The organism is Lactobacillus sp. ESL0677 (genome assembly GCF_029392875.1).
In the GTDB taxonomy this organism is placed as follows: Bacteria; Bacillota; Bacilli; order Lactobacillales; family Lactobacillaceae; genus Lactobacillus.
The window spans coordinates 717249-730564 of sequence record NZ_CP113946.1 but is presented as its reverse complement, the minus strand read 5'-3'; the positions used below and the strand labels follow the sequence as shown (position 1 = coordinate 730564).

Genomic DNA, 13316 nt, shown 5'->3' with positions numbered 1-13316 from the left:
TAAAGCTTGGTATATTTAGCGTTAAACATCTCGTCACCTTTAATCTTCCTTTGTACCTTTTACTTAATATATTAGAAATGTTTATTCTCGTCCATGTAAAATTAATATTAATTACAATACCAACAAAAAAACTGCTTGATTTTCATCAAACAGTTTTTTTATTTACACTAATTTATCTAAAAATTAGCGGTTTTAACATAAGTCTTGTTACCAACAATGTAGTATGAAGCACCGTGCAACTTGACTGGATCACCATAAACAGTAATCTTCTTGCCACGCTTCAAGGTCTTCTTGTTAACGCGACTGCCATATCTATTATAGGCATACGCATTATGCTTCAAGCTTACCTTGGTGCCCGTGATATTTTCAACTGCAATGTAGTAACCCTTATCAGTCTTATAGAAGTTTCTACCAGCAATACTGTGCACCGTCTGGTCAATCTTAACCCGCGTGCCAGCATTCAGGATAATGCCATTAGCGCGCTTACCATTCTCATTGTACAAGTAAGAGTTGTGCATTACCCGATCCTTAGTTGGATCTGCGACAATTGCTTGGACTGGTGTTAAATCACGCTTTGGCTTCTTAAAGTTTGTGGCTCTCAAGAAGTAACCATTATCAAGCTTGTAGTACTTCTTACCCCGAATATTAATTGGTTCACCGTAAGTCTTAACTGTCTTGCCGCGCTTGAATACCTTCTTAGTAACCCGCGTGCCATATTGGTTATAAACATAGGCATTGTGAGTCAACTTTTGCTTAGTACTCAAGACATTGCCAGTAGCTAAGTAGTGGTTATCATCCAAGATGTAGAAGTCTCTGCCATCAATCGTCTTGATACCATATACTGGAACAACTGAACCTGTCTTATAGACTAATTCGTTAATCCGTTGACCTGCCTCGTTGTAGAGGTATGCATTGTGGTGCAAAGTTACGGTTTCGCCCTTCTTAGTACCAATAGTGACTGAAACTGGAACAACTAGCTTTGTGCCATCAGGCAAGGTTACCAATACCGAAGCAGAAAGCGTCTTACCAGCAACTGATGTGTCTGGAACTTCTTGCCACTTGTAAGTGGTACCTGCTGGCAAACTTGCTGAGTTACCGATTGCTTGTTCGGCATATTCAGTATCATTACTCAAGTCTTTACCTTGCGGAATTGTAACGCTGCCACCAACAGGCTGCGAATCGTTACTTGATGATGAACCGTTATTGTTGCTAGAGCCATTATTCGTAACGTTTAGTGGCACCTTCACGACTTGCTTAGTGCCGTCACCATACTTAATAACTACATAAGCATCCTTCTGCCCATGGTTACTTGTATCAAGTGTACCTGTACCATCTGACTTACTTGCCCAACTAAACTTAGCGTCTGGATATTCTTTCAAAATCCTATCGGCTACGCCTTGACCTAAAGCATTCTTAGCTTGGTCTTCAGTTGGCTGTTTACCAGGTGCTACTTCTGCAGGAGAAGTAGTGCTACCTGTGACATCAGAGTGTTCGGAACCAACAATATTAGCTTTAACTGTTATTGGCTTGCTAACTGAACCGTCTTTGTAGTGAACGACAACTTCAACATCTTGACCGTCACCCGGTTTATTTGGAACTTTATCAGACCAACTTAAGTTCTTTACCTTGTCCCAATCAACACCTGTAATAATATTCTTCATAGCTTCTGGATCTCTAAAGCTAGCCGGTTCCATAGCGACTGGATTGCCAGTGCCAGAATCATGAACTAGGTGTGTCAAAATCGGAGTAGTTGTGTTGACAGGTGCTTTAACTGGATGATTATCATCAGCCATAGTACTACCAGCAACATTCAGTTCAACTGGTACAATTTGCTTCGTGCCATCACCATAATCAATTACTACAAAGGCATTCTTCTTACCCGGAGTACTTGTGTCAACTGTACCTGTACCATCACTGTTTCCTGCCAATGAATACGTGACATTTGGATATTTCTCGACTATCTTCTGAACGTCATCATCGTTTAGCGCACTCTTTGCCACGTTTGCATCTGGAGTGCTATCCTTGCAGACTGTTGTCGGCTTATCACTCTTGCGTGCATCAAGGACGTTGACATTAATCTTAAACGGCTTACTATTTGTACCATCCTTATAATGAGCGATAACTTCAATTTGTTGATTATCACCAACTGCTGTTGGTCCTGTACCGTCAGCCCAATCTACATGATCAATTAGGTCAGCTGGATCGCCACCACCAGAAATCTGCATAAAGTCATTGAATTTTGTAGGATCATTAAACTCAGTAGGCGTTGCAACACCGGTAGTCGTTAAGTGCGTTGTGACAGAACCATCCGTCTTTTCTGGCGTATGGTTATCTCCAGTTGGCGTCTTTGGATTTACAGTTAGTGGAACCTTCAGTACTTGCTTGCTGTCATCGCCATAATCAATTACAACATAGGCATCCCTTTGCCCAGGTTTACTTGTATCAAGAGTTCCAGTACCATCTGGCTTGTTAGCCCAGCCAAACTTAGCATTTGGATATTGCTCTTTAATCTTATTAACTAAGTCTTTCTGACCTAAAACTTCCATTGCCTGGTCAGCAGTCGGTTGCTCGCCTTCCGTAACTTCTGCAGGGGTCGTTACACCAGCAACATCTAAGTGTTGAACACCATAAATATTAGCTTTAACAGTTATTGGGTCACTAACTGAACCGTCTTTGTAGTGAACCATTACCTTAACATCTTGATTTTCACCCGGTTTATCTGGTGACGCAGCTGCCCAAGTTAAGTAATCTACTTGGTTCCAATCATTAATACCAGTAATAATCCTCTTCATCTTAGCTTGATCAGTAAAGCCAGCTGGATACTTGGTAATCGGGTTACCAGTACCATAATCATGAATTAGGTGCGCTTTAATTGGCTCAGTTGCGTTGACAGTTGCTGCAACTGGATTATTTTTATCAGCATCACGTTCATTGTCAACCTTCAGGTCTATCTTCACAGTTTGCTTGGTACCATCACCATAATCAACTACAACATAGGCTGAACTAGTACCTGGAGTACTTGTATCGACTTTACCAGTACCATCACTATTTTTAGCAAATGAATACTTAACATTTTGATATTGAGCGTCTATCTTCTGAACTTGTTCCAGAATCAAAGCGTTCTTGGCTTCTGCTTCACCAGGTTCGCTGCCAACTTTAACAGTTGTTGGCTTATCAGTCTTCTTCTCAGCACCAATTACATTAACTGGCAATTTAAATGGTGCACTAGTTGAGCCATCCTTGTAATGAGCAACAACGTTAAGTGACTGGCCATCACCAATCGTATCTGGTTGCGCGCCTTCCCAGCTCAAATGATCAATCTTGGCACTCGAATCATCGCTGCCATCATTGAGCTTAATGTTGTCCTTAATCCAAGCTGGATCAGTAAATTCAGGAACCTTAACTTCACTGTGCAGACCATTAGCTAAGTGAGTTGTAATAGTTGCAGCTTGAGTTGCATCAATATTGCCAGTATTGGCATCAGCTTGTGATTTAATAGTTAAGTCAACTTGAACAGTCTGAATGGTGCCGTCGCCGTAGTCAACAACAACGTAAGGTTGTGAACTGCCAACTTTACTTGTATCAACGGTTCCTGAACCATCGGCACTAGTTGCCCATCTATACTTAACATTAGGATATTTAGCTTTAATATTAGCATTTTCTGCTGGGGCCAAAGCTGCTTCCGCAATAACACCCGTTAATTTATCACCTGCCGCAATCGTCGTTGGTGTGTCTGTCTTCTTGGCACTTAACACATTAACGTTAATTGTGAACGGATCACTGACTGAATTATCTTTGTAGTGCGCAATTACTTGGAACTGTTGACTATCACCAGCAGTTGTTGGGGCATCATTAGCCCAAGTTAAGTGATCAACAACACTGCTAAGGTCATCAACACCAGGGATTTGCATAAAGCCATCCATCTTTGACGGATCATTAAATTCTGGTGGCATTGTAACACCATTAGTTGTCATGTGTGTTGTGACAGAACCACTAGTTGCTTCTGGCTTATAAGTAGCACCTGCTGTCGGCTTCTCGTTAACTGTTAAGTCAACCTGAACAGCTTCTTTAGTGCCATCATCATAACTGATAATAACATATGGGTGTTGCTCTCCGGCATTACTAATATCAACATCACCTGTACCATCTGCATTTGCGGCCCAACTAAATTTAGCACCAGGGAACTTGTAATCAATTGCCATCACATCTGTAGGGTTCAAGGCTGACTTAGCCCGGCCTTCATCCAACTTGCTATTATCACCAGCTGTAATGGTAGTTGGAGTGTCAGCCTTTCTTGCACCAATTACCTTAACATTGATACTCTCAGTAACTGACGTACCATCCTTAAAGGTAATCTTAATCTTAGCTTTGGTTTGTTCATTTGCTTCGCTTACGTTAGGAAAACCATCTGTTGCCCACTCAATCTTAGCGATATTAGCGTCTTCAGTATTACCTAAGAATGAACTTGGATCTTTAAATTCATCTGGCGCTTGTGACACATCACTACCTACGTTAGCAACGTGTAAGACAACCCGGTGGTTCTGCACAAAGTTAATTTGTGAACTCTGTCTTGGCACTGTTAAGACCGATGAAACATCCTTTTCAGTGCCGTCATGGAACTTAATATGAATAGTTTCAATGTATGTACCCGGATTTTCTACTTTACCATCTTTAATATTAACTGTTGATGCAAATGTAGCTTCGGCATCACTTGGCAAATCATTTACCATTTCAGCAGCGGTAATTGCGGCACCAATCTTCTTAGTAACTGTCTTACCAGTAACTGAATCGGTATGCTTTTCACCATCAGAAATTACCCGAATATAGCCTGTCACAATTTTAGTTGAACCATCATCAAAAGTCAGCTTAACTTGCGACTGTTTCAAGCCTGCAGTCTTGGTGGCATTTTTACCAAAGTCAGGATCAACCCATTCCGCTTTCGGATTACCATTTAATTCCGTAAAGTTATCAATTACACTAGACGCATCAACGTTACTGTTAACATTAGTCCGCACCGTTTTAACGTGGGGATTATTTTTCTCGGCCTCAGTTGAGGTTTCAGTTGTCGGGGCATCAACGATAATTTGCGTTGGGACCTCATCAGTTGAGCCATCAGCATAGGTCACCTTAATCATTGTTTGCGTAACACCAGCATTAGCACTTGAAGGTGTCGTTTCGTATTCAAAGCTAGTGGCATTAGTTAAATCAGCGCTATTAATTACGGCATCCTTAGCATTAGGAATTGCATCTCCAACATTTAAGCAAACATTCTTAGCCCGCGGTCGTGATGCCGAATGGGCATCGCTAACAACGTCCACAACTACTGGGACATTGTTCGATGTGCCATCTGGATAAGTGACCTGAACAACAGCTGCCTGAACACCTAATTTATTCAAATCATTGACTACTGGGGCTGTTTGCCAACTATAAGTTGTACCTTGCGGCATACTGTCTGCATTACTAATTGCGGCTTTAGCATCATCGTACGATGCAGTCTTACCAGCACCATAAGCAATATCGGTTCTTTGACCTTGTGGGTCATTCTCCTGCGTTGGGTTAGCATTACCCACAATTACTGGGACAATAACGTAGTCACTAGAGCCATCCGGATAAGTAACTTTAACCGTGCCAATAGCAGAACCTTCCTTACTTAAGTCAGGCTCATTAGCCCATTCATATGTAGTATCACTTGGGAAGTCAGCACTATTTACAATTGAAGCCTTGGCATCAGGGACAGTACCGTTTAAGTCAGCTGTCTGTGTCTTAGCTTTCGGATACTCAGTTGAAGCCGTATCATAAACATTAACTAAAACGGGAATGCGGTCAGTCGAATCATCTGAATAAGTTACAGCAACCCAGGCTTGCTTATCACCAGTTGTTGAAGTGTCAACTGGGCTTTCCCACTCAAATTTTGCATCTGCTGGGAAATCTTCTGGCTTATGAATAGCATCTTTAGCATCTAAAGTTGTCCCTTTGGCTACCGCAACTCCTTGAGAATCTTGACCAGAGCCAGCTAATTGGGCGTGATATAAATTGGTTTCTTGTTTATTAATTGTGACATCAACGGGAATAATTTGCTTACCGTCAACATTTTCAGGGGTATGTTCTGCTCCCTTCTTGTAATAAGTTAAAACAACATAACCTGGAACTGTCTTATTTGGCTGCTGCTCGCTATAAGTAACATAACCATTGTCCATTGGCGTACCCTGGTCATCTTTTGCCCAAGAATAATCAACGTCGTAACCAGCATCATTTAAATTAGTAGTTAAATCTGCGGCGTCTTTAAGTGCATCTTTAGCCTGGTCAACTGAAGGAACAAGCCCATTTGGTGTTGTAGTTGTCTTAGTAGTGTCTTTTTCACCGCCAAGCACGTTAACTCGTATATCATCAATTTCCTTAGTTGAACCGTCACTAAATGTTAAACGCAGCTTTCCAGTCTTTTCACCAGTTGTGCCGTTAATAATGCTTGCAACATCAGTCTCATCATCCCAGTTAACACTAGTAACATTAGTTAAGTCACCAGCTAGGTATGAACTCCACTTAGTTTTATCGGTAAAATCAGGTACAAGCGGATCATTTTCGCTAGGAATATCAGCAGCATGGACCACAACTGGACCGGTTCCAGCAGTAACTCCAGATGAGTTGGCCTGTGTATCGCCCATTGCCACTTTAGCATCTACCAACTGCGTACCATCAGCTTGGCCATCACGATGATGATAAGTTACCAAGACTTTAACGTCATTAATTGCTCCTGGGGTCAAGTCACTGACCTCTAACGGTCCTGAACCATCTGCCTTATACCATTCATAAGTTGGGTCTAAGTTGCTAGCATCCCCGTCAAAAGCCACGGCATCCTCAGCTTGAGTGGCAGTTGGCAGCTCGCCGTGTGCAACCTGCTGCACATCACCAGAAGATATAGCAGTAACCACATCTAAAGTTACCGGAATATCATCTGTTGTGCCATCGCCATAAGTTACCCGAATGACGGCATTGCCCAACTGATTATCTTCTGGACCAACTGGATTAATGCTTTCAGCTAAATTACCAGCATCATCTTTAATGAGACCGCCGCTAGTTAAATTGCCTTGACTATCCATCGCCATATTTGGCACCCAAGCAACTCCTGTAATCGTCTTGTTACCGGAACTAATACTATCATCAAGCTCTAGCAAACTAGCAATCGTGGTCGCAGTATTATCTTTGCCATCAACAGCATTTAACTTATCTTGGGCACCACCAACTGCACTTGTTTGGCCTTGGTGGATGGAAATTTTATTACTAGAAATATTGTAGCGGCCGGCATCAGTCTTCTTCCAGCCATCATAGAGGTCTGTTCCTAAGGCAAATCCAGCCGACCCATTAAAGCCGCCTTGACTTTGAATAACCGTTTGGAAATCATCTTTAGTACTTAAATCTTGAAAAGTCTTGTCGGCCTTACCTTCCAGCAGAATATTCTCTGGCAAAGTTGGGTTAGCCAAGATTTTCATTTGCTTATCTGTCAAATTAGGATCAATAATGTTAGCATTATCTGAATCTTGGATAATCCACTTGTAATGATCAGTGATCATCCCCATCTTAGCACCCGAAATATCGGTCATTGGGAAGTTAAAGTTATTGACATCACCGCCACTGCTAATTAACTCAAATAATTTTGGTGTATCAGCAACTAAATTTAATTGATTATCTTCTCCTGGATTAACGCCATTATCAGAAGCATTATTTTTAATAATTGTGGTAGAGCCTTCATATAGCTTCAAGTCTAACGGTGGAATGCCCTCATCAACGCGATAAAGAAAGTTAACCGTGGGATCGATTGTCAGATTAAACGTTGAATTAGCCCCAACTTCAATTCGACCATCATCAATTGTTCCTGTTCCCCGCAACGCACTATTAGTGTTGGCAATTTCAGCATTAACAGTTGCGTTATCTTGAATGATAAAAATATCGCAGATAAAACTGGAAGATGTTTCAACAGTCGGTGCAAAATTAATTTTGACGTTTGAACCATCATTAGCAGTTGGTTCCGCATAATCACTAAAGATATTGCCATCTGTGTTGTAATTCAAAGTAACGTTATTTATAAAATTAATTAAGGCATCGTAACTAACATTATCACTTTCAACATTATTTAATGTGACCGCCTTATTGTTGTCGTAACCATAAAAGTTAAATAATGCCGGATCATCATTCGGCTTCATTCCCATTAACTTTAAGTCGTTAAAAGTTATCCCATATTGATAGTAATCATCCTGAATAATATTTGAGCCAATATTTAAAGTATGGCTAGCCCCATTAATCACTTTATCAGTTGTAATCGTATATTTTTGATTATTATCTGTTGCTGTAATATCAGCCGTCAGATTAATCGTTGTAATATTTTCATCTTTCAAAGCATTTGTAAAGTCTTCCCAGGTGGCCGCATCTGTGTCATCACCTTGAGCAGCTGGCTTTATTTTAGTTGGAGTTGTAACAACAGGCTTAGCTGTTGCCGCGTCAGACTGTACCGGTTGTGCAGCCGTATCAGTAGTTGCTGGCTCCTTGTTAGCTGTTGCTTGAGCAGTCGAAGTATCAGTTTCAGCTGGTTTAGCTGTCGGCGTGGTCTGTGCTGACTCAGTCGGTTTTTGCTCATTTTCTTTAGTATCACTGCTCTTTAAAAACGAGCTCAAGCCTGAATAAGTAGCTAAGTTTTGCTTAGTATCCTGCTTGTCTTCCGAAGTAGTAGTAATATCTTTGTTTGTTTGAACTTCAGTTTCAGACTTCGAAGAAATCACATCTGCTTTAGTAGTTTGGCTGCTCATCGCCATAAAGCTAAAACCAAGTAATACAGAAGCTGTTCCCACAGTTAATTTCCGTATTGAGAAGCGATCCTTTTTGGCCTGCATCTCTGTTTTTCTTAGTCTTTCTTTGAAATTATTTTTTCCCAGCATATTTCTACCCTCTTATTTATTAGAAAATCTAGTTTCTATCTGATAGTGCTTACAAAACTAATAGTAGACCCTAAATCAGCTTTATACAAACACTATGCTCATATATAACAAAATTAGACAACAGTAATATTACCCTTATTCCAACTCTCACATGTATTTAGTTAGATAAAAAATAACATTCAAAAGATTCCTTGAGGCTCTAAGTACAGAACAAAAAATAAGCATTACTTCTAACCGAAATAATGCTTATTTTTTTAATAATTAACAATTATTTTAAAAATTACAAAAATTAATATTTTCTATTAAAATAAATTAATAATATACAATCATCTTTTTTGTAAACAAAATTACTTAGCGCTTTTTTTGATGCATTAGTTCTACAACTACTTGAGAAAAAACGTAACCCAAAGCAATTGCCCCAGCAACCATCCCAACATGAATTGTTTTTTGTACGGCAACCATTGGCGAGTGACCAATCATCGCTGCCAAGGCCTGATAACCGCTAGCCCCGGGGACGAGCGGCACTAACCCACTAACAAACATCGTACTAGGCATCTTCTTTTTAACAGCAAAAATAATTCCTAAACTGCCAACGACAAAGGCAGCGATAAAATTCGCTAAAATTGCCCCCAGACCAAATTCATAGATAAACCAATACACGAGCCAGCCCACACAGCCAATTGCACCTGAAATGTTAAGCGCCTTTTTGGGTAAATTGATAAAAAGATCAAACATTACCGTTCCTAAATAGCTGAAAAGAACTTGAATTATAAAATGATAAAAAGTCATTATTGTTTGTCCTTTCCGCTACATGTAATGCAGCACAACACCTATGCCAAACGCCAAAGCGCTCAACGTGATTAAACATTCCATCATGCGTTCAAGCCCTGAGAGTAAGTTACCTTCAAAAATGTCACGCACCGAAATAATCATTGGAATCCCCGGCACCGGCGGCATGATTGCCCCAATAATAATATTCTGCACGTTAAAACCTAAATGAAAATGAACGCCAATTACTGTACACAAGCCAATTGCTAACGCACCAAAAAATTCACTAATAAAACGAATGCGCACACGCGACGACAAAAACAGCGTCACATAATAACCCAAAGCACCAGCAACAAATGCTAACGGGAAATCACGCCAATCATACGTTTGCGTGAAAATAAACATAAAAAAGGCACCTTCAAATCCCGCAGCAAGTGTCTGAACCCAGATAGGAAATTGTGGCTTTTCATTTTGAACTTTAATTAACCCCGCTTCAAGCTCATCTAATGTAATTTTATCAGCAGTATACTGCCGTGAAAGCCGGTTTACCCCGTTAATCCGCAACATGTTAATGCCACGCTTTTCAATTTGAATAAACCGCGTATACGACGCGTTCTTTAAGCTAACTAGCACACCTGTCAGGCTAGTAAAGGCTTCAGCATTACTACTAGCGGCATGATCAATAATTCGTTTAGTAGTATCTTCCACACGCCACATTTCTGAGCCAGATTCGATTAAAATTTTTGCGGCTAAAACGCCAACGTCAATCGCCTTATTTTCCATTTTCATCACCATATAGCAGTGTAACAGACCACTACTGTTTTTACAGCATAATCCAACCCAAACGATTAACTTTCTTAAGATTTAGACAAAAAAAGCAGTCCAAGCAACTGCCTGTACTGTTTAATAATCATTATTTACCGTAATTAGTAAAAATCTGCTTGTAAATATCCACGAAATCCAAATACATTTGTTCAGAAACATATTCATTATCTTGGTGCGGTGTATCACTACCCGGCCCATACATTAAGTATGCAAAGCCAGTTGGGTGGTTAATCAAGAATTTGGAACCATCAGTCCCGCCAGACACACCTTCAGTTAAAAAGCCACCTTCATGGTATTCAGTATTAGCCATTTGGGCTTCTTTTTGCATCAAGGCTAACTGCTCTTTTGGCACTTCCTGCTTAGCCACATAAGATTGACCAGCAGCTTGGACAACCTGCAATAATTTAGAATCACGGTCACCAATAATTGGAATAATATCCATGTCAACACTCATCTTGATGTGACCATTAGTTGAATTATTGTAATTATCAATTACTGCTTGGAACTCTTGCAAGATCTTCGGGTTAGCTAATTCTGGAATTGTCCGCAAGTTAAGTTCAGCTTCGGCATGATTAGGAATGGCATTCACTTGGTTTCCACCCTTAATCGTATCAATGTTAAAGACGGTTTCACCCAAGACGTCATTCTTAACACCAGCAGTTAATTCCTTAATCCGCTTCTTAATCGCATCTAAGACATTAAGTAAATGTTCAACAGCATTATTACCCAAGAATGGCATTGAACTGTGAGCAGTTTTACCTTCTGAAGAAATCGTCAGATCCAATTCACCCTTATTAGCAAAAACCGTTCTAAACAAACCAGATGGCTCACCAATCAGTAGAGCATCGGCATCATCAACATAGCCTTGCTTTTGCAATTCCTCAGCACCTGGTTGACCAACTTCTTCACCCGCAGTTGCTAAAAGTCGAATGGTCCCAGGAATTTCTGCACCGCTCTCTTTTAATTCCACCATAGCAATCACCATTGCGGCAAGACCAGCCTTCATATCAGTTGTCCCACGGCCATATAGCTTGTCACCTTTTTTAGTAACCTTGAATGGATCAGTCTGCCAATTATCTTTGTTAACGTCAACCGTGTCCATGTGACCAGAAACAACCAAAATTGGCTTACCTGTTCCCAATTCAGCTACCAAGTTAGCCCGATTAGCATCATCTTTTAATGGTAAAATCTTATTTTTAATCCCTGCTTGATCAAGCAATTTCTTTAGATACTTGGCAACTGGTAACTCATCCCCGTTAACGGAATGCAAAGCTACTAAGTCTTGCAAAATTTGCATCTTTTGTTCTTGTTCCATGATAAATACCTCCTGTAAGTTTATTACTTAATTATAACTTACTTTTTTATTAAAGCATATTTAACCAATTTTGCAAGCAAGTACTTGCACGCTGATAAAAATCATGTTACTATCAACAAATACAATTTAGAAAGAGAGATTTTTATAATGAAATTCAAAAAATTTATTACTAGTCGCGGACCACTACTTGCGACTTTAGTTACCCTACTCTATGGTATTTTGGTCTTTGCCATTTACTTTTTTGGCTATCACGCCATGCCAACTAACGTTGATAAATTGCCAATCACGATTGTTAATCAAGATACACACAGTAAGACAATCGCTCGCCAATTAAAAAAGAATTTACCTTTTGATACGATTAATGAAACTAAAAATTTAAGCCAAGCAAAAACTGATCTCGACCAGAGAACTACCTACCTAATTATTGATATTCCTCGAGATTTTGCTAAAAAAGCCAGTCAAAATCGTTCGGCTCAACTGCATTTCTACATCAATGATTCTAACCAGTCAACGGTCACCGCTGCGATGAAATCAACGGCTCAATCTGTTGCTGCTTCGTTAAACAAAAAAATTAGTACCCAAAAGGCAGTAATACAAATCGCTGCACCAAAATTAAAAACGCTCAAGCGTAACTTGCTCAAGCAAGAGCAGCAAGCACAACTTGAAATAGCCCAAGCTAAACAACAAATTGCCACTAGTCCAGCTGCTATGCAACCAAAGCTTACTGCTCAATTAAAGCAAAAAGTCGCGGGGCAAAAGCTAGCAACTCGCAAAAAAGCCCAACAACAAGAAAAACAAATTATTGCTCAAGCGAAAGCTCAGGCAAAACCAACTAAAGAAGCTGTAAGTGAGCAACTACACCGCCAACATAAATTACCAACAGGAATTAATTATGCTATGGCACCATTTTTCGCTATTTTAGCACTCTATCTCGGTACCATGATGGCCTCATTAACCCTATATGGTACTTACGCCAAATTCGCTAAAGAAATTGGCCGTTTCAAATCATTCATTAACTTGGAAATCACCTACATTTTAGTGGCAGCATTTTCAACTCTAATTACATCCTTTATTACCATGAAATTTGTCAATGTGCCAACCACTAACTTTATGAACTTGTGGCTTGTACATTTTCTCTTAGTCTGTGCCAGTTTTAACTTTACCGGAATTTTCTATTTCTTACTAGGACAGATCGGCGCAGTTATTAACGTCATTATTACAATGTTACAAATTGTCGCTGGTGCTGGCATGATGCCAGTAGTCACGATGAACCCATTCTTTAAAGCAATCCACTATATTATCCCACTTTATTACGGCATTCTAGGTGATTATACCAACTTTTATGGTGGACCAAGCATTACAACTGCCGTCCTTGGTCTTGCAGCAATTTATATAATCACTTTACTAATAAGTCTAATAATTGTTACAATAATGAAAAAACAACCAATGTTAAAGTTTGAAGAAATTAGTTAGAAGCGATC

The 13316-nt window shown here is 40.0% G+C and carries 5 protein-coding genes; 1 reads left to right on the top strand and 4 read right to left on the bottom strand.

All coding sequences use genetic code 11. The features are described from left to right. Nucleotides 1-176 precede the first annotated feature (176 nt). The 4 genes from OZX76_RS03490 to OZX76_RS03475 all read right to left on the bottom strand — a co-directional run bounded on the left by OZX76_RS03490 (nt 177) and on the right by OZX76_RS03475 (nt 11835). The gene (locus tag OZX76_RS03490; RefSeq protein WP_277180989.1) at nt 177-8927 is read right to left on the bottom strand and encodes a Rib/alpha-like domain-containing protein; all 8751 of its coding nucleotides are present in this window, start codon (nt 8925-8927) and stop codon (nt 177-179) included. Between the two features lie 351 nt (nt 8928-9278). Next, nucleotides 9279-9716, bottom strand: a complete 438-nt coding sequence (locus OZX76_RS03485) for a threonine/serine exporter family protein (RefSeq protein ID WP_277134021.1) — start codon at nt 9714-9716, stop codon at nt 9279-9281. A gap of 18 nt (nt 9717-9734) precedes the next feature. Further along, nucleotides 9735-10478: a threonine/serine exporter family protein gene (locus OZX76_RS03480; RefSeq protein ID WP_277180986.1), complete on the bottom strand. Its 744-nt coding sequence runs from the start codon at nt 10476-10478 to the stop codon at nt 9735-9737. Between the two features lie 130 nt (nt 10479-10608). Beyond that, complete coding sequence (locus OZX76_RS03475; protein ID WP_277180985.1) at nt 10609-11835, bottom strand: ArgE/DapE family deacylase; 1227 nt, start codon at nt 11833-11835, stop codon at nt 10609-10611. 147 nt (nt 11836-11982) lie between these two features. Between OZX76_RS03475 and OZX76_RS03470 the strand changes: the two genes are divergently transcribed. Continuing rightward, a complete protein-coding gene (locus OZX76_RS03470) occupies nt 11983-13308 on the top strand; it encodes an ABC transporter permease (RefSeq protein ID WP_277180983.1) in 1326 nt (441 codons plus the stop codon). Nucleotides 13309-13316 lie beyond the last annotated feature (8 nt).

Coding starts and splice junctions, on each gene's coding strand:
- OZX76_RS03490 (WP_277180989.1), bottom strand. CDS start 8,927: ATGCTGGGAAAAAATAATTTCAAAGAAAGACTAAGAAAAACAGAGATG.
- OZX76_RS03485 (WP_277134021.1), bottom strand. CDS start 9,716: ATGACTTTTTATCATTTTATAATTCAAGTTCTTTTCAGCTATTTAGGA.
- OZX76_RS03480 (WP_277180986.1), bottom strand. CDS start 10,478: ATGGAAAATAAGGCGATTGACGTTGGCGTTTTAGCCGCAAAAATTTTA.
- OZX76_RS03475 (WP_277180985.1), bottom strand. CDS start 11,835: ATGGAACAAGAACAAAAGATGCAAATTTTGCAAGACTTAGTAGCTTTG.
- OZX76_RS03470 (WP_277180983.1), top strand. CDS start 11,983: ATGAAATTCAAAAAATTTATTACTAGTCGCGGACCACTACTTGCGACT.